General features: G+C 70.9%; 28 protein-coding genes. 11 read left to right on the top strand and 17 right to left on the bottom strand.

Annotation, left to right across the window (positions count from 1 at the left end):
* The first annotated feature begins 20 nt into the window (after positions 1–20).
* From ACIQF0_RS14680 to ACIQF0_RS14655, 6 genes are read left to right on the top strand one after another with little or no spacing between them, the layout of a single operon-like run.
* Positions 21–572, top strand: coding sequence for an RNA polymerase sigma factor (locus tag ACIQF0_RS14680; protein WP_401029969.1), 552 nt, complete (start codon positions 21–23; stop codon positions 570–572).
* On the top strand, positions 569–1363 hold the full coding sequence (locus ACIQF0_RS14675; protein WP_401029393.1) for a zf-HC2 domain-containing protein: 795 nt from the start codon (positions 569–571) through the stop codon (positions 1361–1363). The genes ACIQF0_RS14680 and ACIQF0_RS14675 overlap by 4 nt, the downstream gene beginning before the upstream one ends.
* Before the next feature lie 8 nt (positions 1364–1371).
* On the top strand, positions 1372–2139 hold the full coding sequence (locus tag ACIQF0_RS14670; protein WP_401029390.1) for an ABC transporter ATP-binding protein: 768 nt from the start codon (positions 1372–1374) through the stop codon (positions 2137–2139).
* Positions 2136–3494, top strand: a complete 1359-nt coding sequence (locus ACIQF0_RS14665) for a hypothetical protein (protein WP_401029388.1) — start codon at positions 2136–2138, stop codon at positions 3492–3494. Before ACIQF0_RS14670 ends, ACIQF0_RS14665 begins: the two co-directional genes overlap by 4 nt.
* On the top strand, positions 3491–4006 hold the full coding sequence (locus ACIQF0_RS14660; protein WP_401029386.1) for a hypothetical protein: 516 nt from the start codon (positions 3491–3493) through the stop codon (positions 4004–4006). Before ACIQF0_RS14665 ends, ACIQF0_RS14660 begins: the two co-directional genes overlap by 4 nt.
* Positions 4007–4060: 54 nt before the next feature.
* Positions 4061–5458, top strand: coding sequence for an alpha/beta hydrolase (locus ACIQF0_RS14655; RefSeq protein WP_401029383.1), 1398 nt, complete (start codon positions 4061–4063; stop codon positions 5456–5458).
* Between the two features lie 4 nt (positions 5459–5462).
* Here the strand turns inward: ACIQF0_RS14655 and ACIQF0_RS14650 are convergent, their stop codons facing one another.
* Positions 5463–6059 carry a DedA family protein gene (locus ACIQF0_RS14650; RefSeq protein WP_401029380.1) on the bottom strand — a complete coding sequence of 199 codons (597 nt, stop codon included), beginning with the start codon at positions 6057–6059 and terminating at the stop codon, positions 5463–5465.
* 89 nt (positions 6060–6148) lie between these two features.
* Here ACIQF0_RS14650 and ACIQF0_RS14645 point away from each other — a divergent pair, with 89 nt between their 5' ends.
* Positions 6149–6808, top strand: a complete 660-nt coding sequence (locus tag ACIQF0_RS14645) for an epimerase (RefSeq protein ID WP_401029377.1) — start codon at positions 6149–6151, stop codon at positions 6806–6808.
* A 15-nt stretch (positions 6809–6823) separates the two neighbouring features.
* Here the strand turns inward: ACIQF0_RS14645 and ACIQF0_RS14640 are convergent, their stop codons facing one another.
* The 4 genes from ACIQF0_RS14640 to ACIQF0_RS14625 all read right to left on the bottom strand — a co-directional run bounded on the left by ACIQF0_RS14640 (position 6824) and on the right by ACIQF0_RS14625 (position 10355).
* Positions 6824–7657, bottom strand: a complete 834-nt coding sequence (locus ACIQF0_RS14640) for a TetR family transcriptional regulator C-terminal domain-containing protein (protein WP_401029374.1) — start codon at positions 7655–7657, stop codon at positions 6824–6826.
* Positions 7654–9033: a flavin monoamine oxidase family protein gene (locus tag ACIQF0_RS14635; RefSeq protein WP_401029371.1), complete on the bottom strand. Its 1380-nt coding sequence runs from the start codon at positions 9031–9033 to the stop codon at positions 7654–7656. The genes ACIQF0_RS14640 and ACIQF0_RS14635 overlap by 4 nt, the downstream gene beginning before the upstream one ends.
* A gap of 67 nt (positions 9034–9100) precedes the next feature.
* Complete coding sequence (locus ACIQF0_RS14630; protein WP_401029368.1) at positions 9101–9958, bottom strand: hypothetical protein; 858 nt, start codon at positions 9956–9958, stop codon at positions 9101–9103.
* 4 nt (positions 9959–9962) lie between these two features.
* Positions 9963–10355: a hypothetical protein gene (locus tag ACIQF0_RS14625; RefSeq protein WP_360038809.1), complete on the bottom strand. Its 393-nt coding sequence runs from the start codon at positions 10353–10355 to the stop codon at positions 9963–9965.
* Between the two features lie 149 nt (positions 10356–10504).
* Between ACIQF0_RS14625 and ACIQF0_RS14620 the strand changes: the two genes are divergently transcribed.
* Positions 10505–10759: a hypothetical protein gene (locus tag ACIQF0_RS14620; RefSeq protein WP_401029365.1), complete on the top strand. Its 255-nt coding sequence runs from the start codon at positions 10505–10507 to the stop codon at positions 10757–10759.
* A gap of 2 nt (positions 10760–10761) precedes the next feature.
* On the opposite strand, the gene ACIQF0_RS14615 is transcribed toward ACIQF0_RS14620, so the two are convergent.
* Complete coding sequence (locus tag ACIQF0_RS14615) at positions 10762–11649, bottom strand: DMT family transporter (RefSeq protein WP_401029362.1); 888 nt, start codon at positions 11647–11649, stop codon at positions 10762–10764.
* A gap of 101 nt (positions 11650–11750) precedes the next feature.
* Between ACIQF0_RS14615 and ACIQF0_RS14610 the strand changes: the two genes are divergently transcribed.
* The gene (locus tag ACIQF0_RS14610) at positions 11751–12323 is read left to right on the top strand and encodes a TetR/AcrR family transcriptional regulator (RefSeq protein WP_401029965.1); all 573 of its coding nucleotides are present in this window, start codon (positions 11751–11753) and stop codon (positions 12321–12323) included.
* A 21-nt stretch (positions 12324–12344) separates the two neighbouring features.
* A complete protein-coding gene (locus ACIQF0_RS14605) occupies positions 12345–13106 on the top strand; it encodes an NYN domain-containing protein (RefSeq protein ID WP_093589054.1) in 762 nt (253 codons plus the stop codon).
* Positions 13107–13116: 10 nt separating this feature from the next.
* Here the strand turns inward: ACIQF0_RS14605 and ACIQF0_RS14600 are convergent, their stop codons facing one another.
* The 4 genes from ACIQF0_RS14600 to ACIQF0_RS14585 are packed head-to-tail and all read right to left on the bottom strand — an operon-like array spanning position 13117 to position 16798.
* Positions 13117–14139: an LLM class flavin-dependent oxidoreductase gene (locus ACIQF0_RS14600; RefSeq protein WP_401029358.1), complete on the bottom strand. Its 1023-nt coding sequence runs from the start codon at positions 14137–14139 to the stop codon at positions 13117–13119.
* A gap of 48 nt (positions 14140–14187) precedes the next feature.
* Positions 14188–14961, bottom strand: coding sequence for an HD domain-containing protein (locus ACIQF0_RS14595; protein ID WP_401029355.1), 774 nt, complete (start codon positions 14959–14961; stop codon positions 14188–14190).
* A 53-nt stretch (positions 14962–15014) separates the two neighbouring features.
* Positions 15015–16172, bottom strand: a complete 1158-nt coding sequence (locus ACIQF0_RS14590; protein WP_401029352.1) for a PrsW family intramembrane metalloprotease — start codon at positions 16170–16172, stop codon at positions 15015–15017.
* The gene (locus ACIQF0_RS14585) at positions 16169–16798 is read right to left on the bottom strand and encodes a hypothetical protein (protein WP_401029349.1); all 630 of its coding nucleotides are present in this window, start codon (positions 16796–16798) and stop codon (positions 16169–16171) included. The genes ACIQF0_RS14590 and ACIQF0_RS14585 overlap by 4 nt, the downstream gene beginning before the upstream one ends.
* A gap of 113 nt (positions 16799–16911) precedes the next feature.
* Between ACIQF0_RS14585 and phzG the strand changes: the two genes are divergently transcribed.
* Complete coding sequence (gene phzG / locus ACIQF0_RS14580) at positions 16912–17538, top strand: phenazine biosynthesis FMN-dependent oxidase PhzG (RefSeq protein ID WP_401029346.1); 627 nt, start codon at positions 16912–16914, stop codon at positions 17536–17538.
* Here the strand turns inward: phzG and ACIQF0_RS14575 are convergent.
* The 7 genes from ACIQF0_RS14575 to modA all read right to left on the bottom strand — a co-directional run bounded on the left by ACIQF0_RS14575 (position 17527) and on the right by modA (position 23758).
* Positions 17527–18666, bottom strand: coding sequence for a molybdopterin molybdotransferase MoeA (locus ACIQF0_RS14575; RefSeq protein ID WP_401029343.1), 1140 nt, complete (start codon positions 18664–18666; stop codon positions 17527–17529). The genes phzG and ACIQF0_RS14575 overlap by 12 nt on opposite strands.
* A gap of 59 nt (positions 18667–18725) precedes the next feature.
* The gene (locus tag ACIQF0_RS14570) at positions 18726–19340 is read right to left on the bottom strand and encodes a cysteine hydrolase (RefSeq protein ID WP_401029340.1); all 615 of its coding nucleotides are present in this window, start codon (positions 19338–19340) and stop codon (positions 18726–18728) included.
* A 59-nt stretch (positions 19341–19399) separates the two neighbouring features.
* A complete protein-coding gene (gene cynS / locus ACIQF0_RS14565; protein ID WP_401029337.1) occupies positions 19400–19843 on the bottom strand; it encodes a cyanase in 444 nt (147 codons plus the stop codon).
* Between the two features lie 11 nt (positions 19844–19854).
* Positions 19855–21015 (bottom strand): NAD-dependent formate dehydrogenase, encoded by a 1161-nt coding sequence (locus tag ACIQF0_RS14560; protein WP_401029334.1) that lies wholly within the window; start codon positions 21013–21015, stop codon positions 19855–19857.
* Between the two features lie 102 nt (positions 21016–21117).
* Entirely contained in the window at positions 21118–22161 is a 1044-nt protein-coding gene (locus ACIQF0_RS14555) for an ABC transporter ATP-binding protein (protein ID WP_360038760.1), read from the bottom strand.
* On the bottom strand, positions 22158–22955 hold the full coding sequence (gene modB, locus ACIQF0_RS14550; protein WP_401029330.1) for a molybdate ABC transporter permease subunit: 798 nt from the start codon (positions 22953–22955) through the stop codon (positions 22158–22160). Before modB ends, ACIQF0_RS14555 begins: the two co-directional genes overlap by 4 nt.
* Entirely contained in the window at positions 22952–23758 is an 807-nt protein-coding gene (gene modA / locus ACIQF0_RS14545) for a molybdate ABC transporter substrate-binding protein (protein ID WP_401029328.1), read from the bottom strand. The genes modB and modA overlap by 4 nt, the downstream gene beginning before the upstream one ends.
* Positions 23759–23841 lie beyond the last annotated feature (83 nt).

Genomic DNA, 23841 nt, shown 5'->3' with positions numbered 1-23841 from the left:
TCTTGCGGAGTGTGAGAGCGATCCGGGGAAAGCCCGCCGACCTCGACGAGGAGCAGCTCGTGCGCCGTGTCGCACGAGGTGACCGCGCTGCGTTCGAGGAGCTCTACCGCCGCAGCGCACCCTGGTTGACGGTGCGGCTGCGGCGGCGGTGCTCCGACGAGCAGATCGTCGCCGAGGTGCTTCAGGAGACCTACCTCGCGGTGTGGCGGGCGGCCAGTGCCTTCGCGGGCAGCGCGACCGACGGCACCGCGGTCGGCTGGTTGTGGACCATCGCCGCCCGCAGGCTCATCGACGCGTTCCGCAGACGCGCGCACCACGCCCAGCCGCCGAGCGCCGCCGCGGCCGAGCCCGCCACCCGTGCCGCCGAGGACGAGGTGCTCGAAGGCGTGGTCGGCGACGAGGTGGGCGACGCGTTGCGCAGGCTCGCCCCGGAACTGCGGCAGGTGTTGCAGGCGATGGTGCTCGACGGACTGACCGTCCGCGAGACGTCGGTGCTGCTCGGGGTGCCGGAAGGCACCGTCAAGACCCGCGCCAGGCGGGCGAGGATCGCGATGCGGGAGGCCCTGTCATGACCGCGCACCACCCAGGAGAGCAGCTGCTGCTCCGTTACGCGCGGGGCGACGAGGACATCCCCGCCGACGAGCTGTGGGCCGTCGAGTCGCACCTGGAGACCTGTGCGCCGTGCCGAGGCCGGCTGGCACCCGAACCGGTGGCCGACGCGGTGTGGCTGGACCTGGCGCCGTTGCTCGACCACACCCCGCAGATGGCCCCCACACGGCCTTGGCGCCGCCGCCTCGCCGGGTGGGTGTCGCCCGCCGCCGGACCGTGGCTCGCGATGATCCTCGTCGTCACCTTCATCGCCGTGCTGCTCGACCGGCTCACCTCTCTCTCGCCCGACCGCGTCTCATTGGTGCTGCTCGTCGCCCCGGTGCTGCCGGTGCTGGGCGTCGCCGCGTCCTGGAGCAGGGCGCTGGATCCGGCGTACGAACTCGCCACCGCCACGCCCCGCGCCGGACTGCCGCTGGTCTTGCGCCGCACCGCCGCCGTGCTCGCCGTGATGGTGCCGGGTCTGTTGGCGGCCGGATGGTCCAGCGGTGCCTCGCTCGCGCAATGGCTGCTGCCGTGCCTGGCGTTCACCGCGGGCACCCTCGCGCTCGGCGGGCTGGTCGGCGTGACCCGCGCGGCGATCGCCCTGATCGCGCTGTGGGCCGTCGCGATCGTCGCCCCGACCGTGGTGCTGAGCCGCACGTCCGTCGCGTTCGCGCCCGCGGCCGTCCCGGTGTGGGCCGCGGCGCTCGCGCTCGGCCTGCTCGTGATCGCCCTGCGCAGGACCGACTTCACCCGCCTGCGGGCCAACCGATGAGGAACGACATGACCACCCCCACCACGTACGCCTGGGAGATCGCCGCCCACGACCTCGCGGTCAGGGTCGGGCGCAGGCGCATGGCCGTCGACGGCGTCACCCTCACCATGGGCCGCGGCGTGCACGGCCTGCTCGGCCCCAACGGCGCGGGCAAGACGACGCTGATCCGCACCCTCGCCACCGTGCTGCGCCCCACGTCCGGCACGCTCACCCTGCTCGGCGGCCTCGACCTGCGCGAACTGCGCCGCCGCATCGGCTACCTGCCCCAGGAGTTCGGCTACTACCGGCGGTTCACCGTGCGCGAGTTCGTCGAGTACATGGCCTGGCTCAAGGAGATGCCTGCCCGCGACATCCCGGCCGCCGTCCAGCGCGCCGTCGAACGCGTGGGGCTCGCCGACCGCGCCGACGACCGCCTGAAGACGTTGTCCGGCGGCATGGTGCGGCGCGCCGGCATCGCCCAGGCCATCGTCAACGACCCCGAGATCCTGCTGCTGGACGAACCGACCGCCGGGCTCGACCCCGCGCAGCGCATGCGGTTCCGCGAACTGCTCGTCGAACTCGGCACCGACGCCTGCGTGATCGTGTCCACCCACCTCGTCGAGGACGTCGCCACCGCGTGCACCGACGTCGTGCTGCTCGCCGACGGCAAACTCGTCTTCCAGGGCACGCCCACCAAGCTCGCCGCCGCAGGAACCGACGACCACGCGGGTGCCAGCGCCATCGAACGCGGCTACACAGCGCTCCTCGCCGCCCCGAAGCGACAGGGATCGTGGTGAAGGCACTGCGCGTCGAACTGCGCCGCTCAATCGCGCCGTGGGCGGGCCTGGTCCTGGTCGGCGCCGCGGTGACGTTGCTCTACTCGCTGAGTGCGCCGTGGTGGAAAGGCCTGGAGGCGTGGGACGAGCAGTGGCACTCGGCCGCCCAGTGGGTGCGCTTCCTGCTGGTGTTCCTGTGGCCGATGGTCGTCGGAGCGGGCGCGATCGCGGGCCTGCGCGACCACCGCGCCGGCACCGAGGACCTCCTCGCCACCACCGCGCGCCCCGCCTGGCAGCGCGCCGCCGCCACCGCGGGCGCGCTCGCGTTCTGCCTCGTCGCCGCGTACCTGCTGGTGTTCGCGCTCGGCGCCACCCTCGTCGTGGCGCACGGCGGCTACTTCCACCTCGCCTGGCTCCCGATCACCGCGGTCGGCGCACTCGCCGTCGTCGCCGGCGGCTGGCTCGGCATGGGTGTCGCACGCGTCTTCCCCTCGGTGCTCACACCGCCACTGCTCGCCCTGAGCTCACTGATCGCACTCGTGTTCCTGACCGTCTCCCAGGACCCGGTCAGCGAGCCGGAAGTCGTGGTGCCGAACCAGATCACGCTGCTCTCCCCCGCGCTCGGCGCGATGCGGAACGTCTACGACACGGTCGCCACGGCCGCGAACACCGGCCAGGCGATCTGGCTCACCGGCATCGCGCTCACCGGCTTCGGCCTGTACGCCGCCGCCACGACGCGCCTGCGAGTGCTCGCGTTGGCTCCGGTGCTCGTCTCCGCCGCCATCGCGCTCCCGCTTCTCCCTGCCAGGACGTTCGTGCTCAACGAGGCCGCCTCAGCCTCGGTGTGCCGGGAGAACGTGTGCCTGAGCCGCATGCACGAGTCCACACTGGACTCGTTCGCACCGGTGGCCGAGGAAGCGCTGCGACTGCTGGCGAAACTGCCGGACGCACCGACGTCCGTTCGTGAAGTCCCTTACCCCGCACAGAACCAGGGCGGCATCCCGCGCACCGCCGACGTCGTGCCGGTGCACTTCAACGGCGACCCGTTCAGGTTCGCCACGCCAAGCGACTGGCTCGCCGCGCTCGTGGCCGGCGCCGGTACCCCCACCTGCTTCAGCGACCTCGACGGCGACGAGAAGGTCATCCGCGAGGCCGCCGCGCGCACGGCCGTCGCCGCCTGGTTCACCGGCGAGCTCAAGCCGCTGCCCGACTTCCGCTTCATCCGCGAAGGCGCGGCCGAACCCGCCGGCCGTGCGTTGACGGCCTTGCGCTCCCTGCCCGCCGACGAGCAGCTGGTGCGGGTGACCACGGCCCGCCAAGTCGGCCTGTCCTGCCAGGGCGACCAACTCGCGGTGCTCACGGGCGGCACGGGGTGAGAGCGCTGGTGCTGTTCGCGCGATCTCGCCAGATCCCGGCATCCCTTGCGGTCGCGGCACTCTGCTGCCTGCTGGTGCACGCCGTGGCTCCGGTCGCGGACGCCCGGTGGTCGGCGCTGGCGATCACCACCGCCGTCTCCGCCTTCGCCGTCGGACTCAGCGGGCAGGACGCCGACCTCGACGCCACGTCCGCCTGGCCGTGGCCGGTGTACCGCACGGCCCACGTCGTCGCGATCGTCGCCGTCACGACCGCGCTCGTCAGCTCCATCTCGCCGTTGTCGTTCGTGCTGCGCGGATCTGTTGGCCTGGCCGGACTTGCGGCGCTGGGTGCCGCGTTGTTCGGCGGCTACCTGGCGTGGACGCTGCCGTTCGCGTGGTTCACCGTCACGTTCTTCGCCGACAGCTGGCTGCTCGCCCCGACCGGTTCCGTCGCGGCGATGTGGTCAGCCGTGGCGTTCGGCATGGCAGGTACGACCGCTTACGCTTTGATTCGGTCACCACTGAAGCAATAGTGACTAGAGTCACATCTCAGAACCTCTAGTGGGACCCGGATCGTCTTGCGGGACATGAAGATTCTCGCGATGGCCCTCGCCCTGGCGCTGATACCGATCACCCCGGCGTCAGCCACTCCCGCGTTGCGGTTCCAGCCGTGCCCGGACGTTCCCGAAGCCGACTGCGCCACGCTCACCGTGCCCGTCGACCGCGACGACCCAGGCGGCCCGCAGGTCGCACTGGCCGTCGCGCGCCGCAAGGCGACCGACCCGGCACGCCGCATCGGGGTGCTGATGGTCAATCCCGGCGGCCCCGGCGGATCCGCCGCCCAGTACGCCAAGGACGCGCCGAAGGTCTTCAGCGAGGAGGTGCTCGCCCGGTTCGACGTCGTCGGCTACGACCCACGTGGCGTCGGCGACAGCAATCCGATCTACTGCGACACCTCCGCCGTGGGTCTCCCCTACCCCATCGGCCGCCCGGACACCCCGGAACGCTTCGCCCAGCTCACCGCATACAACCACCGCCTCGCCGAGGACTGCCGCACACGCACCGGCCCCGTGTTCGACCGCGTAGACGCACAGAGCGCAGTGCGTGACATGGACGACCTGCGCAAGTCGTTGGGAGAAAAGCAGATCACCTACTACGGCATGTCCTACGGCACGCTGTACGGCCAAAAGTACGCCGAGCGGTACGGCAAACACGTGCGCGCCATGGTGATCGACAGCGTCGTGGACGCCAGTCTCCCACTGGACGGCCTCCTGGCCGCCGGCGCCCGCGCGGGCGAGGACATCTTCACCGAGTTCGTCCGCTGGTGCGGCGCCACACCGACGTGTGCGTTGCACGGCAAGGACATCCCCACCCTCTACGCCGACCTGCGATCCCGAGCCACCCGCGGCGAACTGCACGTCCCAGGCGCCCCGGACCAGCCGCTGACGCCCACCGAACTGGCCAACCGCACCGTCCGCTTCGGCTACGGACCGGACTTCCCGCGCATGGGCCAGTACTTCACCGACCTCGCCGCCCAGCCGGAAGCGAGCTTCGGCACCGCGACCCGCCGCACCCAAGCCGTGCTGTGCCAGGACTTCACCGGCCACCCGGCCAGTGCCGCCGACGTGGCCGCCATGGACTCCCGCGTCCGTGCCGCCGCCCCGAACGTCCAGGCCTCACCGATCTGGAACCAGGCACTCACCTGGTGCGCCGGCTGGCAGGGACCGACCCTCAACCCCGCCCGCCCCTGGCGTCCAGCCACCGCCCAGCAGGTCCTGATGCTGAACTCGCTGCACGACCCCGCGACCGGCTACGAGAGCGCGGTGAGCGTGCACCGGCAAGCCCGCGGCAAGGCGACGCTCGTGACCTACGAGGGCACCGGCCACGGCGTCTACACCCGTACCTCGTGCACCCGCGCGGTCACCGACGCCTACCTGCTCGACCGCACCGTGCCGCGCGACGGCCTGCGCTGCCCGGCGATCTGACGACTCAAGGAGTACGTGCGCGGCGGCGGAACCACGACGGCACCGAGGCCAGCGCCACCACGCCCAGCATCACGAGGCCGGCCGCGGAGAACCCGTTGATCCACTCCTCCGCCACGCGCCCGGCGTAGTAGATCCCCAGCGTCGTGCCGAACGACCACAGCAGAGCGCTCACCGAGATGGCGAGCGCGAACCGCCGCGCCGGGACGGCCAGGGTGCCCGCCAACGGAGCCGCGATCATCCGCAGCACCGCCGAGAAGCAGCTGACCACGACCACCCAGGCACCCCAGCGCTCGAACAGCCCTTCCGTTGCGGCGACGCGGTTCTGGGACAGCACGCGGGGGAACCGCCGCACGAGCTTCTCCAGCACCGCGCGGCCGCCGCGGCGTCCCAGCCGGTAGCCCGCGGCGCTGCCGGCCAGCACCCCGGCCGTCGCGGCCACGCTCACCGCCACCGGGTCGGCCGAGCCCTGGACCGCGAGCAGGGCCGCCGTCGTCAGGACCACGCCGCCGGGCAGGGGCAGGCACAGGAACTGGCCGCCGATCAGGAGGAACACGGCGACGTACACCACCGCCACCGGCACTTCGGACAACCACGCCTGCATCCCGAACTCCCTCAAGTGGCCGGTCGATGCGCACTACGGTAGCTTGTTCATTAGCCGAATGGCTAACCAAACTTCGGGAGAGGGATCCGTTGACGAACGTCGTACTGCTCGGCGCCACCGGACTGGTCGGCCACGGCGTGCTGCACAGCTGCCTGAACGACTCCTCGGTGACGCGGGTGACCGTGATCTCCCGCCGCCCGCTGGAGATCACCCACCCGAAGCTCGAGGTGGTCCTGCACGACGACTTCACCGATTTCCGGCCCGTCGCGGCCCGTCTCGGTCAGGTCGACGCGTGCTTCTACTGCATCGGCGTGCCGTCCGCCGGGGTCGAGGAGGCCGAGTACGCGAAGGTGACCGTCGACTACGCCGTCGCGGCGGCTGACGCGTTCCTCAACCCCGGACTGACCTACGTCTACGTGTCCGGCGCGAGCGCCTCGCCCGGCTCGCGCCTCATGTGGGCGCGGGTGAAGGCACGCGCGGAGGAAGCGCTGCTGGCGTATCCGTTCCACACCTACGTTTTCCGGCCGGGTTACATCAAGCCGATGTACGGGGCCCATCCGCGTGTGAAGGCCGTGCGCGCCGTCTACGCGGCGACGGCCTGGCTCTACCCCCTGCTCAAGAAGATGTTCCCGGAGACGACGACCTCGACGGGCGCGATCGGCAAGGCGATGATCGCGGTGTCCCGAATGGACGGTGCCGGGCCGCGAACGTTGACCAGCGGCGCCATCAACCGGCTCGCGGGAGAGTGAGCCTCACGTCAGATCTCAGCCGCAGAGGACGAGATCCGGCTCGAACGCCCGCAGCAGCAGGTCGCGCATGCGGTCCGACCGCATCTCGGTCGACGACGCGAGGATCTGGACCGCCAGCCCGTCGGCCATCGCGATGAAGCGATCGGCGAGGGCCTCGACGTCGGCGCCACCGCACAGGCCGTCCTCGCGGCACTCCCCCAGCAGGTCCACGACGATGCGGCGCCAGTCCGCGTAGACCAGTCGCTGGACCGGGCGCAGGCGCGGTTCGAGCATCGCCTGGCTCCAGAACTGGACCCACACCGACCACTCGTCCACGTCGTCGGTGGCGAGCGGGAGCTGCACCTCGACCAGGCGGCGGAGCTTGTCGCGCGCCGAGGTCGCCTGGCCGAACTCCCGTTCCACGCGGGCGCGGAAGCTCCGGGCGTAGTGCTCCATCGCGGCGTGCAGGACCGCTTCCTTGGTCGGGAAGTGGTAGTGCACGGTCGCGCTGCTGGTGCCGCAGTGGCGCGCGATGTCGGACACGCGCACGTTGTGGTAGCCGCGCCGGGCGATCAACACGGTGGCGGCGGCGAGGATCTGGTCGCGGCGCTGCTGCGCCGTCACGGCCTCCGCGCGCTCGCGGACACCATCGGCGACAACGGGTTCCGGGCCGACGCCCCGCGTCAGGTAGGCGACCGTCACGGAACAGGCCTGGGCGATGGCCGCGATCTCCTCGTCGCGCAGCCGCCTCGTGCCGCGCAGGGCCTTGGACAACGCCGTCGGGTCCATCCCGATGCGCACGGCCAGTTCGCGCTGCGACAGCGTGACCGCCCGCAGCGCCGTCCGCACGCGCGAGGACAAGCCGGTCATCTGGGATTCTTCAACGCCGTCATCACCTCATCGGCGGCCCGCTCGCCGGAGGTGATCGCGCCGTCGACGTAGCCGTTCCAGACCGACGCGGTCTCGGTGCCGGCCCAGTGCACGTTGCCGGTAGGGGCACGCCAGCCGTGCTCACCGTATTCGGTCCAGCCACCGGGATACACGAAGCACGCGTAGCCGCCGATGGTCCAGCCGTCCTCGGACCAGGCCATCTCGGCGTAGTCGATGGGCATGCGCGCTCGCGGTCCGGCGACCTCGGCCAGCGCCGAGAGGACGTCGGCACGCCGGACGGTGTCGGGCGCGGCGGCCCAGCGGTCCACTCGGTCGCCGTAGACGAACGCGACGAGTACGCCCCGTGACGCGTCCTCGGGCGAGTTGTCGAACACGACGCCCACCGGGTTGCGGCTGTAGAGGGTCGCGATGCCGGAGCGGTCCTTCTTGCGCCAGAACGGTTCCTCGTACACCGCGTGGATCTTCGCGACCCGTCCCATCGGCGTGTGCCCGGTCCAGCCGCGACGCGCCTGCGGGAGTGCGGGTTCGAAGGAGATCCGCCCCAACGCCGCCGGCGGCACGGTGACGATCGCACGCCGTGCGCGGACCACTCCCTTGCCGGTCACCGCTTCGACGCCGTCCGGAACGTGCCGGATCTCCCGCACCGGCTCGTCCAGCCGCACGACACCGGGCATCGACTTGGCCAACGCCAGCGCGAGCGCGTCCGCGCCATCGGAGAAACGGGACTCCTGCGCGCTTCCTGCGGTGTCCATCAGCTGCCCGAACCCGCCGGCCGAAGCGACGTAGAACAACACGTGGAAGAACGAGATCTCCCGCGGCTCGCAGCACCACACGCCCTGCACGGTGAGAGCCAGTCTGCGCAACGCGTCCTCGTCGCTGGTCTGCGTACCGAAGAACTCCTCTGCGGACAACGCGTCGAGCTCGGCGAACCGCGGTGTGAGCCACGGCCGTTGCAGGTCGACGGTCAGCGCGAGATCGTCGAGCGACTTGACGACGCGGTGGTAGTCGTCGATGCCGGGACCGGACCTCGGCACGGCGCCGGAGTAGTCGGAGCGGGTGTCGTCGTGCCAGATCTCGACGTGCTCGCCGGTCTCCCACGTCGGGAACGTCGCGCAGCCGAACTTGGCCGCGAGCTCGTGAAAACGCTTCTGCGACGGGCCGATCCACTGTCCACCGTGGTCCACGCGCACCCCGGACGACAACACCTCGCTGAACACCCGGCCGCCCACACGATCAGCGGCCTCCAGCACGACGACGGTGAGTCCGGCGGCCGTGAGCCGGGACGCGGCGGCCAGCCCCGCGTAGCCGGCACCGACGATCACGACGTCGGCAGAACGCTGCTCCAGTCCAGTCACGCCGCACACGATTGGGCAACGCTGACCCGGCAGTCAAGCTCCGCCGGGAAAATTGCGATTCGGCTGACTAACGGGGCGGGAGCATTCGGTGGATCACGGGCAGCACGAGCGATCTGGGCGGATCCCAGACGTGCCGGTCCTCGAACGGCCACGCGTAGGTCAGGGCGCCGTCGCGAACGCAGTCGAGCAGCCCGGGCTCCGCGAGTTCGCGCGCCGACCACTCGTAGAGCCGCTGCATCCTCGGCACGATCATGCCGAAGTCGACGAGCCGCGCGAACCCGTGTTCCTGGGCGAGGTAGTACCGGACGTCGTCGCGCAGCGGGTACTCCTCCGGGAGCACGCGGGAGAGCTGCAGGAAGATCCCCGTCATGCCCAGCCTGGGGTCGCCGAGCAACGGCGCGAGCGCGCGCAACCAGCCCAATGACATCCGCGGCGCTGCCACCAGGGCGTGCGTGTAGAGCACCCGGCACAGGATGACGTTCATGAAGAACCGCTCGGGCTCGCTCTCGGCCTCCGCGAGCCCGCGGTGCTCCAGGTAGGCCGCGACCACGCTCCCGTTGTGCGCGCGGTACCAGGCCTCCGCGGTGGGGTTGAGCGCGAACGCCAGCCACTGGGCGGCCGAGTGCGACGACGGCGGGCCACCCAGCCCACCGCTCAGACCGACCGCCTCACACCCGTCGCGCAGGATGCGTTCGTTCACCGCACGCCACCACGGACTGCCCGGCCGCGCGTGGAACGCCGGTTGCAGCACGCCACGCCCCAGTTGCCAGCGCATGAACGACCGCGCCGCCCGCCGGAACGGCAGGTGCTGGGGCGCCTGGCCGAACGGGCCGTAGTAGCAGCGTTCCATCAACGCCAGCCGGCCGGCGGGGTCGTCGCGGACCATCGCCACCCGCTGCCCGGCCCAGGCCGCGGCCTCCGCCATCACGTCAGAACTGGTCGCCGCTCGTCAGCTGGTGTTCCATCGCGTCCGCACGGCCGACCAGCAGCGCGAGCGGGCGTTCGAACTCCTCGCGGACGCTCAGGTCCTCCAGCGGCACCACGTGCTTGAGCAACGCGAGTCCGTCCACCACGGCAGCTCCACCGACCTGCGGCTCGCCCGCCAGTTCGAGGAACCGGTTCAGGTCGAGGTCGGCGGCACGACCGACCGGCGAGGAGATCTCCACCCACGCCGTGCCGTCGAGGTCCGGCAGGTGGTGCACGGAGACCTGCTGCGTCCGCTCGCCGTCCGTGGCGAGCCGGAAGCGCAGCCAGGCGTCGGACTCCTCCAGCACCTCGTACCGCAGCCGAACATAGTTGATCACTTCGACCCAGGACGTCACGCCCGGTTCCGCCTCTCTCACGGCTTTTCCCATCACCACCGTAATGCGGGCACCGGGCGTTCGTGTTGCTTTGGACGATCGTGTCGAGACGGTGTCACAACCGAAACGTACGGCGTCCTGCCCCACAGGAACCTGGCCTGACCTGCGGATTGCAGAAAACCCGCGAGCCGTCCGTCAAGGCCCTCACCGCACTGTTCCCCGGTACCGCTGGAACGCTGGTCGACTCCGGTACCTGGAAGGAGCTGGACCAGCGAGGCCTCGGCGGCCGGACGGTCGGCTACAAGCCGTTCACGCTGACGACGAACGTCGCGGGCGGGATCACCAACGTCCGCATCACCGTGCGGGACATCGATCACACGATCGTCGCCAAGGTCCACTGCTACTACTACATGACCAGCTGCTGACCTCAGCCGAACTGGACGAGCAACGAGCCGGCGACGAGCAGTGAAAGCCCTGTCACGCGACCGGACGTGAACGGCCTGCGCGGCATCCGGAACAGCCCGCGGTGGTCGATCAACGCCGAGGCGAGCTGCTGCCCGGTGACGGTGAGCACCACGGTGGTCGCGGCGCCGATCTCCGGGATGAGCAGGAACGTCGCGGTGACGTAGGCCGCCGCGCACCCGCCGCCGAGCCAGCCCCACCACGGCATGTCCCTGAGGGGCGCCAGGGCCGGCGACGGTGTGCGGTTGAACAGCAGCACCACCGCGATGGCGAGCGTCGCCACGGCGAAGCTGATCAGGGCGACAGCGATCGGCGCGTGCAGGTCGGCGCGCAGCCGGGCGTTGATCGCCCCCTGCACCGGGAGCACGGCACCCGCCACGACGCCGAGTCCGATCCAGCCCACGTGCCTGGTCTTCGGCCGGGCGATCACGGTGATCCCCGCGAGCACGGCCACCGCGCCGATCACGATGCCCGCGGAGAGCGGTTTCTGGTGCAGGCCGAACAGTCCGAACAGGTCCAGCACCACCGACGCGAACATCTGACCCGTCACGAAGAGCCCGACGGCGGCGAGCGCGCCCAGCCGCGGGAACAGCAGGATGCCGCTGGTGATGTAGAGCGGACTGGCCAGTCCGCCCAGCAGGTGCCACGGCTCGACGTCGGGCACCAGCGCCACCGCGCCGATCGTGCCGGTCGCCACCGCGAGCACGGCGAGCACGGCCGCGGCGAGGCCCAGTTGCAGCGTCGACGCCCCGTACGGCGTGCCGACCGCTTTGGTCAGCTGCAGGTTCGCCGACGCCTGCACGGCGAGCAGACACCCGGCGAGCAGCGCTGACCCCAATAACGCGAAGTACACGACAACAACCCCCAAACAAGTGGACACAGTGTCCGCTAAGCCAGGGTAGGCACGAAGTGGACGCTCTGTCCACTTGTTCGGTGATCGCGTACGATCCGTTCATGGTCATCGGGCAGCCACCGGCCAGGGAACGCGCCGACGCCGCGCGCAACCGGGCGCGCGTGCTGGCCGCCGCCGAGGAGCTGTTCGCGACCAAGGACGCCCGCCAGGTCACGATGGACGAGATCGCGCGCGCCGCCGGCGTCGGCCGCGCCACCCTGTACCGGCGCTACCCGGACCCGGCCTCCGTCGCCGCGGCCCTGCTGGACGAGCACGAACGCGTGCTGCAGGAACAACTGATGGGTGGTCCCCCGCCGCTGGGCCCCGGCGCACCACCGGCCGAACGGCTCGCGGCGTTCTACACGGCCATGACGGGTCTGCTCGAACGACACCTGCACCTCGCGCTCGGAGCGGAGACCGGCGACGCCCGCTTCCGCACCGGCGCCTATGGTTTCTGGCGGCTGCACGTGCTGGCGCTCCTGACCGAGGCCGCCGTGCCGGACCCGAACGGCCTGGTCGAGGTGCTGCTCGCGCCGCTGGCCCCCGAGCTCTACCAGGAACAACGACGGCGCGGCCTGTCCCCGCACCAGATCACGGACTCGCTGACGTGGCTGAGCCGGCTGCTGAACACCTGAGAACGAAGGCGGACCAAAAGCGTGGCCACTGCCAATGAGAGCGCCGTGAAACTCGCGGTGCTCATCGACGCGGACAACGCCCAGCCCTCGATCACCGAGGCGCTGCTGGCCGAGATCGCCAAGTACGGGACCGCGCACGTCAAGCGCGCGTACGGCGACTGGACCGGCACGAGCCTGAAGGGCTGGAAGGACCACCTGCTGGCCCAGTCGATCCAGCCCATCCAGCAGTTCGCGTACACCACCGGCAAGAACGCGACCGACGCGGCGATGGTCATCGACGCGATGGACCTGCTCTACTCCGACCGCTTCGACGGCTTCTGCATCGTCTCCAGCGACTCGGACTTCACCCGCCTCGCCGCCCGGCTGCGCGAGTCCGGCCTCACCGTCTACGGCTTCGGCGAACGCAAGACGCCGAAGCCGTTCGTCGCGGCCTGCGACAAGTTCATCTACGTCGAGAACCTCGCCTACCCCGAGGCCGCTACCCCGGCCGAGACCCCGTTGCTGCCGAAGTCGACGACCTCCGCCGCCCAGCTCAAGGGCGACACCACCCTGGTCAAGCTGCTGCGCAACGCCGTCGAGGCGGCGTCGGACGACGACGGGTGGGCGACGCTCTCCGCCGTCGGCAGCATCATCACCAAGCAGCGCCCCGAGTTCGACTCCCGCACCTACGGCTACTCGAAGCTCAGCGACCTGATCACCGCGACCACGCTGTTCGAGGTCGACCGCCGCGGGCCGCGCGAGGGCAAGCAGTCGGCGGTCTACGTGCGCGACCGCCGACGGTGACCTGCTTCGATCAACGCCAGCCGAGCGCCGGCGCCACGTGCGTGAGGATGTTCTCCAGCACGTGCACGTTGAACTCGACGCCGAGCTGGTTGGGCACGGTCAGCAGGAGCGTGTCGGCCTCCGCGATCGCCTCGTCCCCCGCGAGCTCCTCGACCAGCACGTCCGGCTCGGCGGCGTAGGACCGGCCGAAGATCGCCTTGTTCGGCCCGTCGATGAAGCCGATGGAGTCGGTGCTCCTGCCGTCGGCGCCGAAGTACGCGCGGTCGAGGTCCGTGGTGAGCGCGAAGATGCTGCGCGACACCGAGACCCGCGGCTCGTGCTGGTGGCCGGCCTCGGTCCACGCCTTGCGGAACGCCCTGATCTGATCGGCCTGCTGGACGTGGAACGGCGCGCCGCCCTCGTCGAACTTCAGCGTCGAGCTCATCAGGTTCATGCCCTGCTTCGCCGCCCACACGGCGGTGCCGTTGGAGCCTGCGCCCCACCAGATCCGGTCGCGCAGGCCCGGCGCGTGCGGTTCGACGCGCAGCAGACCGGGCGGGTTCGGGAACATCGGGCGGGGCGCGGGCTCCGCGAAACCGCTGCCTTCCAGCACCTTCAGGAACAGCTCGGTGTGCATGCGGGCCATGTCGGCGTCGGTCTGGCCCTCGGCGGGCTGGTAGCCGAAGTGCCGCCACCCGTCGACGACCTGCTCGGGCGATCCCCGGGAGATGCCGAGCTGGAGCCTTCCGCCGGCGATGAGGTCGGCCGAGCCGGCGTCCTCGACCATGTACATCGGGTTCTCGTAGCGCATGTCGATCACGCCGGTGCCGATCTCGATGCGGTCGGTCTTCGCGCCGATCGCGGCGAGCAGCGGGAACGGCGAGGCGAGCTGCCGTGCGAAGTGGTGCACGCGGAAATAGGCGCCGTCCGCGCCGAGCTCCTCCGCGGCCACCGCGAGGTCGATCGACTGCAGCAACGTGTCCGCCGCCGACCTCGTCTGCGAGTGCGGGCTGTCCGTCCAGTGCCCGAACGACAGAAAACCGATCTTCTTCATGCCGTACAAGATAGTTCAATCTTCAAGTAAATGCCCATGACGCGTGCGTCACGCCCGGCGGAGCAGCCGATGCGTGCGCCGGACCGCCGCCAGACGTTCGTCGCCGTTGATCGCGAGCGCCCGGACCACCGGGTCGTCGGGGCCCCTGCGCTGCCGGATCTCGGCCAGCCTGCCGTGCACCGTCGTCGGCTGGCCGTCCGGACCGGTGCTCATGTCGCAGTACCAGAGCGCGTCGCGGAGCCGGCCGCGGTTGTCCGGGAACTCGCCCAGGCCGTCGGCGAGCCCGACCAGCCCGGCGACCGCGGCCGCGCCGGAGTGGTGCGCCACCAGGCCGCAGATCCGGTCCGAGACGCCGGCCCGGCGCAGGTAGCGCGCCCCGTCGAGCGAGTGCAGACCCGTGTCGGTCAGCTCGGCCGCGTAGCCGATGTCGTGCACCCACGCCGCCGCCACGAGCAGCTCGCGTTCCTCCTCGGGCAGCACCCGTGCCACGTGTTCGGCACGACGCGCCACACCGGCCGTGTGCGCCCAACGGCGTGGCAGCTCCGCGGCGAGCAGGCGGCGTGCCGTGTTCCGCGCCCAGCTCGACAGGAACGTCCCCGGCGTCTCCTGCGTCGGGAACGCCCGTGCGGAGGCTCGCACCTCACGGGCCACGAACAACGGCACGTAGTCCTGCAGCCGGGCACCGCCGAACCGCGCCCGCGCCCGTTCGATCCACTCGTGCACGATGCTCGGTGGCACGTCGTGGAACTCGCGGACCAACTGGGACTCCAGGCGTCGGATCCGGTCGTCCGCCTGGCTCACAACCTCCGCCGTGGTCGTCACGCCGTCCACGGTAAGCCCTCCCATCGGATGGTGAGAGGGCCCATCGAAGGGTTCTAGTGTCCGGCGCGCAGGCGGAGCAGTTCGGCGCGGGCGTGGACGACCTCGTTCGTCTCGCTCCCCCGCGCGTGGGCGAGGTCGCGGGCGAGGTCGGCCGCCGCGTCCAGCAGGTGCCGCGCCCTGCTCCGGCTGTGCACCAGCTTCCGGAACGCCTTGCGATCCTTCCCGGCGCCACTGACCGCCGCGAGCAGCGCGGGATCGATGACGCCCGCATCCGACTCCGGCTGCAGCAACTGGCGAACCCAGATCCGCTCCTGCCTGGCCGCGTGCCGCGCGACGTAGAACAGGGTGAGCAGCTCGACGATCGCGATCACGAACGGGAGCAGGACCGCGAGAAGCGCGTTGCCGCCGCTCAGGCCGCCCATGTCGTCCCACGCGAAGTGGAACACCATGGCGGTGAGCATGGTCAGGACGCCGCGCGGCACGTTGCGCTCGCCCGGTGTGCGGCCGAGGACCCACATCAGACCGGCGCAGAAGATGGCGCTGAACAACGCGTGCGACACGATGCCGGCCGCACCGCGGATCAGGAACATCTGGAACGAGGAGGCGATCTGGTCGGCGCCGAACGTCTGCGCCGCGCCGTTGTAGACGTAGAGCACGTCCTCGAAGACCTGGAAGCCCAGGCCGATGAACGCGCCGATGATGAAGCCGTCGTAGGCGCCGCGCACCAGCCGCGGGGCGAGGCCGATCAGCAGGACCAGCCCCAGCGCCTTGCCGAACTCCTCGTTGATCGGCGCGGTGAGGCCGGCGGACCAGTCGGCGGCGAAGGCCGTGCCCCCGACCTTCGTCCAGATCTCCAGCAGCGCGTTGTTCGCCGGCAGCGCGATCCAGAACGGCGCCGCGAGCCCACCCCACACGAACGCCGTCGCGAGGAGGGCGGCGGGTTGCGCGGTGTAGCGGTTCTGGTGGCGAAGGAGCAGCAGCCACGGCACCAGGTACAGGCCGAACAACACCACACCGCCGGTCAGGGCCGGGCTGTAGAAGTGGGCGCCGGGACCGAAGTAGCGCAGCACCGCCAGCGCACCCCCGCCGACTCCCACCAGGTAGACCCAGAACGCGAGGTTGCGCGGCTGGACGAACCGGAACGGCTCCCCCCAGCCCGACTGCTCGATCGCGGCGAGCTGCGCGGTCTTCGCTTCGGATGTCGTGGTCATCGGGACGCTCCAGGGGTGATGCCGCGCAGGAACGTGGCCACGGTGTCCTGCAGACGCTCGAACTGACCCGGCGCCGTGCGAACCCTGACCAGCAGCGCCGGCGCCGCCTCGGCCTCACCGGATGCGGCGGCCATCTTGAACGCGACGTCGAGCGCGTCCCCGTTCGGCGAGCTGCTGCCCTGCGCGACGCCGACCAGCCCACTCGCAGTCGTCACCGTGCCGCGCGACCCGTCCACCCCCGGTGGGCTGCCCTCCGACCGCTGGACCTGGTCGAGGAACGCGTCCGCGGTCCCGGTGAACGACGTGCCCCGCAGGGAGATCGTCGCGCCACCCGCCGCCAGCTGCACCTGAAGGCTGGACGGCGACGCCGAGCCGGCACCGGTCAGGGTGCCGCTCTCCAGCTGCCAGCCCACCGGCGGCACGGCGGTCGCGCCGTCACCGAGGTCCAGCACGTCACCGGCGCGGATCTCGTTGTGCCACGGGATGGCCGCGTTCAGGGCGGGCAGGCCGTAGAGGAGCAGCAGCGCGATCACCAGGACGCTCAGGGCAGGTGCGAACGTCCGCCGATCCAGTCCGAGGAACCGGTGCTCGACCGGCACCCACCCCCGCGGTGTTGTGTCCGTCATCCAGAGCCCCTCTCACGGCCGTTCCCGGCATCACTTGACCACAGATGGCCTGGCTCGGCACGGCGTGATCGTGTTGCTTCCGGCACATGATCGGCTTTGGCTGGCGTTGGAGCATGAGCGCGACATTGAGCGGCGACGACACGCTGGTCCTGCCCGAGTTCGACGCGCCGCCCGCCGACCCGATCGCCCTGCTGGGCGAGTGGTTCGACCTGGCGGTCCGGCGCGAGGTGCGGGAACCGTTCGCCATGGTGCTCGCCACCGCCGACGACCGCGGCCGTCCGTCCAGCAGGGTCGTGCTGTTCAAGGAGATCGCGGACGGCGGGCTGGTCTTCGCCGGGTCAGGCGCCGGCCGCAAGGGACGCGATCTCGCGGCAAACCCCTGTGCGGCGGCGACGTTCCACTGGCGGGAGACCTTGCAGCAGATCAGCGTCACCGGCTCGGTCGAGCGCCTGCCCGCCGAGGTGTCCGACGCGCTGTTCGCCGACCGGCCGCGTGCCGCTCAGGCCGCAGTGATCGCGTCGGAGCAGAGCGCGCCCATGAACGACGAGGCCGCCCTGCACGAACGGGCGCGGCGCCTGGTCGAGAGCGGCGATCCGTTGACGCGGCCGGACACCTGGACCGGCTACCGGCTCGTCCCAGAGGAAATCGAGTTCTGGCAAGGAAAACCGAGCCGCCTGCACCGACGGCTGCGCTACACCCGCACCGACGTCGGATGGTCGCCGCAGCGGCTACAGCCCTAGCAACGGCGCGGGATCACCGGACCGCCACCCGGCCGGGAGGATCGCCAGGGCGGCACCGCCCGCCGCTCCCCCGAGGAACGCGGCCCGGTGACCGGCGAGCACCTGGCCGTCCCAGGTGACCGGCACGATCCGCACGCCCTGGGCCGGCGCGCGCACGTCACCCGTGACCGGTACGAGCGGGAGGACCGGCAGCGGCGCACCGGTCAGGCCGCGCAGCACCGAGTCCAGCACCGTGTGAGCGGCGACGAGCGCGGCGAACGGGTTGCCGGGCAGCCCGACGAGCCACCGCCCGCCCAGTTCCGCCACGAGCTGCGGGTGTCCCGGCTTGCACGCCACGGTGTCCACGACCCAGCGGCCGGACGCGTCGACGAGGCCGCGCAGCTGGTCCGTGGTGCCGACCGAGGTGGAGCCGGTCACGACGACCACGTCCGCCGTCACGCCCGCGAGCACTTCGGCGAGCAGGCCCGGTTCGTCCGGCACGTGCGCGAAGCCGGCGAGGTCGGCGCCGAGCGAGGTGATCAGCGACGGCAGCATCGGGCCGAGCGCGTCCCGCACCCGGCCGTCGCCACTGGTGCCGTAGTGCACCAGTTCGCTGCCGGTGACCAGCACGTGCACGTGCGGACGCGGGCGGACCAGCAGTTCGTCGTGGCCGCCGGTCGCGGCCAGTCCGAGCAGCGCGGGTCCGGCGCGGGTTCCCGCCGCCGCGAGCACGGCTCCGGCGACGCAGTCCTCGCCCGTCCGGCGGATGTGCCCGCCCGCGAGACCGTGGACCGCCGAGCCCTCGACGGTGGCGTCCTCGACCGGCAGCACGGCGGTCGCACCCACCGGGACCTGGGCGCCGGTCGAGATCTCCACCGCTTCTCCGGAACGGAGGTCGGCGCCGCGCTCACCTGCGCGAACACGTCCCACCAGCTGCCACGGTCCGGGCCCGCCCACCGCGTAGCCGTCCATCGCCGAGGTGTCGAAAGCGGGCAACGGCGTGCGGGCGCACAGGTCCGCGGCCAGGGTCAGTCCGGCGGCCTCGGCGAGGCTCACCAGGCGTGGCGTCAGCGGGACGGGCGCCTGGTGCGCGAGCTCACGCGCACGTTCCCATGTCACCTCACGGACATCCGCCTGCAGAACACGCATGCACACACGGTGCCTGAAGCGGATGTCCGTCCGGTTACCGGGTCCTCACCCGGCGCCGGTCAGGCCAGCGCGGCGATGACCTGGTCGGAGCTGACCGGGAGCGAGAACATCGGGTAGTCGAACGTGATCGCGTTGTCGTGCTCGGCGACCGACGTGGCCGCCACGCAGTCGGTCAGCGTGATGACGCGGTAGCCGTTCTCGTAGCCGGTGCGCATGGTCGACTCGACGCAGCAGTTGGTGAGGAACCCGCCGAGCACGATCGTCGTGATGCCCTTGCTGCGCAGGATGAAGTCGAGGTTGGTGCTGGCGAACGTGTCCAGCCCGCGCTTGCCCTCCACCACGATGTCCCCGGCCTGCGGCGCGAGCTCGTCGGTGATCGCGGCGCCCCAGCTGTCCTTGACGAACGCGTTGCCGTCCACGACTCCCTTGAGAATCCCGTACGGGTGCGCGGAGATCTCGTGGTAGCCCTGCGCGAACGTGATGGGCGCGTGCATGATCGTCGCACCGGCGGCGCGGGCCGCCGAGACGACCGCGATGGTCTTGTCGAGCATCCCCGTCTTGTCCATCACCTCGGACACCGCGCCGTGCAGCACGCCGCCCTCGCTGGTGAAGTCGTTCTGGTACTCGATCAGGACCACGGCGGTCGTACTGGGGTCCAGCGTCAGTTCGCTCATGCCCTCATCGAACGTCCGGCCGCCGTCCTGCGGCAATCACCGAACCGGGTGTTCGCGCGTCACCACTGGTAGGGCAGGAACTTCCCGTCGAGGGTGACCACCACCCGGTCGCCGGCCGGGTCGGCGACGCGTTCGACGTTCATCCGGAAGTTGATGGCGCTCATGATCCCGTCGCCGAACTGCTCGTGGATCAGTTCCTTGATCGTCGGCCCGTAGACCTGCAGGACCTCGTAGAACCGGTAGATCGTGGGATCGACCGGCACCGCGGTCTCCAGCGCACCCCGGCTCGGCTGCGACGTCAATGCCTGGACCTGCTCGTCCGTCAGTTCCAGCAGCTCACCCGCAATCCCCGCGACCTCGGCCGGCACCGGGTGCTGCCCCAGCAACGCCGAGGTCGTCCACACCAGTGGCCGGTCGAGCGCCTCCGCGATCGCGGACCAGGTCAGCCCGAGCCGGGCCTTCGCCGCCAGAACCGCCTGCCCTGCCTCACTTTTCGCGTTCATGAGGCTGGTGGTCAGCTGTTCGTGGAGTACGAGTGCGCGCCCGTGCCCGCGAGCTTGCCGGCCTCGACGATCAGGTACTCGTCGCGGATCGGCGTGCCCGCGAAGAACGACTCCAGGATCTCCCTGGTGCCGGCCGCGTACCGGGCCTGCGCGGACAGCGAACTGCCGGAGATGTGCGGCGTCATGCCGTGGTGCGGCATGGTGCGCCACGGGTGGTCGGCGGGCGCGGGCTGCGGGAACCACACGTCGCCGGCGTATCCGGCGAGCTGACCGCTTTCCAGGGCGCGCACGACGGCGTCGCGGTCGGCGATGCGGGCTCGGGCGGTGTTGATCAGGTAGGCGCCGCGCTTCATCGTCGCGATCAGGTCGTCGTCGAACAGGCCCTCGGTCTCCGGGTGCAGCGGCGCGTTGATCGTCACGACGTCGCAGTGCGGCACCATGGCCGCCGCCGACTCGTGGAACGTCAGGTTGTACTCGCGCTCGACGTTCTCGGGCAGGCGGTGCCGGTCGGTGTAGTGCAGGTGCATGTCGAACGGCGCCAGCCTCTTCAGCACCGCCAGACCGATGCGTCCGGCCGCGACCGTGCCGACGTGCATGCCTTCGACGTCGTAGGAGCGGGCCACGGCGTCGGCGATGTTCCAGCCGCCGTCCAGCACGATCTGGTGCGAGGGAACGAAGTTGCGCACCAGGTTCAGGATCGACATCACCACGTGCTCGGCGACGCTGATGCTGTTGCAGTACGTCACCTCCGCCACCGTGACACCGTGCTCGATCGCCGCGTCCAGGTCGACGTGGTCCGACCCGATGCCCGCCGTCAGCGCCAGCTTCAGCTTCGGCGCACGGGCGAGCCGCTCCTTCGTGAGGTAGGCGGGCCAGAACGGTTGCGAGATCACGACGTCCGCGTCCACGAGCTCGCGATCGAACGCCGAGTCGGGGCCTTCCTTGTCGGACGTGACGACGAGGGTGTGCCCCTGGCTCTCCAGGAACTGGCGCAGCCCCAGCTCACCGGACACGCTGCCGAGCAGGTGGCCCGGCGTGAAATCGACGGCGGACGGCGTCGGCAGCGTCTGACCACCCGGATAGCCGTCGAGGTGCGGCAGGTCGTTCCGCGCGTAGGTCTGGGGGTAGCCGGTGACCGGGTCGTCGTAGAGCACGCACAGGACCTTCGCCATTGCAGGTCTCCCGTTCGGAAGTCGTTGTGGTGCCTCGACCTTCCTCCCGGGATCGGCGCGCTGTCCAAGCGAACGTTCCTATCGCCTGATAGCCGCCGGCTATCACACCGGATAGACGTGGGTCTCGGTCGCCTTCACCGCCGCCCACAACTCGTCGCCGGGACGCAGCCGCAGGTCGGCGAGCGTGGCCGTGGTGATGTCCGCGAGCACGTTCGGCGCGCCGTCCAGGCGGACCCGGGTCGTGTGCGCGTGCTGTTCGATCGCGGCGACCGTGACCGGCCAGACGTTGCGCGGACTGCCCTCCGGCTTCTGAGCGTGCAGGCTCACGGCGTTGGGCGGGAACACGACGTGCACCGGACCGTTGACAGGCATGGGAATCGTGAGCCGGCCACCTCCGTCCAGGTCGACGTCGGTGCTCGACGCCTTGCCGCGGTAGAAGTTCAGGCCGACGAGGTTGGCGACGTAGTCGGTGCGCGGTTGGCGGGCCACCTCGGCGGGCGGGCCGGACTGCACGGCACGGCCGCCTTCCAGGATCACCAACCGGTCCGCGAGCACCATGGCGTCCAGCGGATCGTGCGTCACCAGCAGCGTGTGGCCGCCGAAGTCGGCGAGGTGCCGGCCCAGTTCCGAACGGACCTGCAGGCGGGTGCTCGCGTCCAGCGCGGCGAGTGGTTCGTCGAGCAGCAGCAGGCTGGGGCCGGTCGCCAACGCCCTGGCCAGCGCGACCCGTTGAGCTTGGCCTCCCGACAGGGAACGGGGTTTCGCCTGCGCGTGGCCGTTCAGCCCGACCCGATCGAGCCAGCGCGCCGCCTCGGCCCGTGCTTCGGCCCGGCGAGTGCCACGGGCTCTGAGTCCAAAAGCGACGTTCTCCAGCGCGGACATGTGCGCGAAGAGCAGGTAGTCCTGGAACACCACGCCGATCGGTCGTTTCTCGGCAGGCACGAAGTCCTCGCCGTCCCAAGTGGACTCGCCGACCGTGATGTGCCCGGAGTCCAACGGAAGCAACCCGGCGAGAGCACGCAGCGCGGTGGACTTGCCCGCGCCGTTCGGGCCGAGCAGCGCGACGACCTCGCCCGGCGCGATGGTCACGTCGAGGTCGAGGGAGAAGGTGCCACGTGTGACGCGCAGCTCCGCGTTCAGGGTCACGTCGGCCCGCTGATCCACCGGTCGCGCAGACCGGCCAGCACTCCGACGGACACCAGCAGCAGCACGATGCTCAGCACGATGGCCGCGTCCGGATCCGTTTCCAGGGCGAGGTAGACCGCCAGCGGCATGGTCGTCGTCTCGCCGGGGAAGTTGCCCGCGAACGTGATCGTCGCTCCGAACTCCCCCAGCGCCCGCGCCCAGCACAACACCGCGCCCGCCACCACGCCCGGCAGCACCGACGGCAACGTCACCCGCCGGAACGTCAGCCACTTCGAGGCGCCCAGGGTCGCCGCGGCCTCCTCGTAGCGCGGATCGGCGGCCCGCAGCGCGCCCTCGACCGAGATCACCAGGAACGGCATCGCCACGAACGCCTCGGCGACGACGACTCCGGCCGTAGTGAACGGCAACGAGATGCCGAACCACGCGTCGAGGTGCTCCCCGATCAGTCCGCGGCGGCCGAGCACGAGCAGCAACGCGACACCGCCGACCACCGGCGGCAGCACGAGCGGCACGGTGACGAGCGCGCGCAGGAACCCGCGTCCCGGCAGGCCGGAGCGCGCCAGCAGCCAGGCGAGCGGGATGCCGAGGAACAGGCACAGCACCGTCGCCAGCGAGGCGCAGATCAGCGACAGCCGCAGCGCCTCCCCGACCTCGGCGCTGAGCAGCGTGGACAGCGAGGTCCACGGTGTCTTGATCAGCAGCCCGGCGAGCGGCACCAGCAGGAACGCGAGCCCCAGCACCGCGGGCAGGACGAGGACGACGGGCAGCCGTCCCCGCACCCGGTCGCGCGTCACGGGCTGTCGAAGCCCGCCGCGCTCAGCACCGTGCGCCCCTTGTCGGACAGCACGAAGTCCACGAACGCCTTGGCCGCGGCGGCGTGGGGCGCCTTCGCCAGCGAGGCGATCGGGTAGTCGTTGACCGCCTGCGCCGACTCGGTGAAGTCGATGCCCTCGACCTTGTCGCCCGCGGCCTTCACATCCGTCTTGTAGACCAGCGCGCCGTCGACCTCGCCGAGCGAGACCTTGGTGAGCACGGCCTTGACGTCCTGTTCCAGGGTGTCCGGCGCGGGCGTGATCTTGGCGAGCTCGAAGACCTTCTTCGACGCGGCGCCGCACGGCACCTGCTCCGCGCAGAGGGCGATCTTCTTCCCGGCGTTCGCGAAGTCCGCGAGTCCGGCGATCTTGCCGGGGTTGCCCTTCGGCACCGCGATCGCGAGCTTGTTCCTCACGAACGTCTTCGGCGCGTCCGTGATCGTCTTGGTGTCGGTCACCTGCTTCATGTTCGCAGGGGCGGCCGAAGCGAACACGTCGGCGGGAGCGCCCTGGTTGAGCTGCTGGGCCAGCGCCGAGCTGCCGCCGAAGTTGAACTTGACCTTCGTGCCGGGGTTGGCGGCCTCGAAGTCCTTGCCCAGCTGGGTGAACGTCTCCGTCAGCGACGCCGCCGCGAACACCGTGACGTCACCGGTGACCTTCGGCGCCTCCGAACCCGACGCGGGCGCGGCGGCCTGCCCGCCGGACCCACACCCCGCGAGCACCAGCGCGGCCGAGACGACCGCGAGGGTGACCCTGATGGACTTGCTCTTCCGCAGATTCGGCACTGACACATCTTAGATGCCGCTTTCACGGATGCAATCCCTCGACTGAAGAGGCTTCTGCGGATCGCTGCTTCGTCGTACCGTGG

It is taken from the genome of Lentzea sp. NPDC092896 (assembly GCF_044754905.1).
GTDB lineage: Bacteria > Actinomycetota > Actinomycetes > Mycobacteriales > Pseudonocardiaceae > Lentzea.
The sequence above is the reverse complement of the archived record's forward strand: the minus strand, read 5'-3'. Positions and strand labels throughout refer to the sequence as shown.

Coding starts and splice junctions, on each gene's coding strand:
- ACIQF0_RS14575 (WP_401029343.1), bottom strand. CDS start 18,666: ATGCGTGTTCTGCAGGCGGATGTCCGTGAGGTGACATGGGAACGTGCG.
- ACIQF0_RS14590 (WP_401029352.1), bottom strand. CDS start 16,172: ATGACCACGACATCCGAAGCGAAGACCGCGCAGCTCGCCGCGATCGAG.
- ACIQF0_RS14670 (WP_401029390.1), top strand. CDS start 1,372: ATGACCACCCCCACCACGTACGCCTGGGAGATCGCCGCCCACGACCTC.
- ACIQF0_RS14640 (WP_401029374.1), bottom strand. CDS start 7,657: ATGACCGGCTTGTCCTCGCGCGTGCGGACGGCGCTGCGGGCGGTCACG.
- ACIQF0_RS14600 (WP_401029358.1), bottom strand. CDS start 14,139: ATGAAGAAGATCGGTTTTCTGTCGTTCGGGCACTGGACGGACAGCCCG.
- ACIQF0_RS14655 (WP_401029383.1), top strand. CDS start 4,061: ATGAAGATTCTCGCGATGGCCCTCGCCCTGGCGCTGATACCGATCACC.
- ACIQF0_RS14585 (WP_401029349.1), bottom strand. CDS start 16,798: ATGACGGACACAACACCGCGGGGGTGGGTGCCGGTCGAGCACCGGTTC.
- ACIQF0_RS14675 (WP_401029393.1), top strand. CDS start 569: ATGACCGCGCACCACCCAGGAGAGCAGCTGCTGCTCCGTTACGCGCGG.
- phzG (WP_401029346.1), top strand. CDS start 16,912: ATGAGCGCGACATTGAGCGGCGACGACACGCTGGTCCTGCCCGAGTTC.
- ACIQF0_RS14570 (WP_401029340.1), bottom strand. CDS start 19,340: ATGAGCGAACTGACGCTGGACCCCAGTACGACCGCCGTGGTCCTGATC.
- cynS (WP_401029337.1), bottom strand. CDS start 19,843: ATGAACGCGAAAAGTGAGGCAGGGCAGGCGGTTCTGGCGGCGAAGGCC.
- ACIQF0_RS14650 (WP_401029380.1), bottom strand. CDS start 6,059: ATGCAGGCGTGGTTGTCCGAAGTGCCGGTGGCGGTGGTGTACGTCGCC.
- ACIQF0_RS14610 (WP_401029965.1), top strand. CDS start 11,751: ATGGTCATCGGGCAGCCACCGGCCAGGGAACGCGCCGACGCCGCGCGC.
- ACIQF0_RS14560 (WP_401029334.1), bottom strand. CDS start 21,015: ATGGCGAAGGTCCTGTGCGTGCTCTACGACGACCCGGTCACCGGCTAC.
- ACIQF0_RS14630 (WP_401029368.1), bottom strand. CDS start 9,958: ATGGCGGAGGCCGCGGCCTGGGCCGGGCAGCGGGTGGCGATGGTCCGC.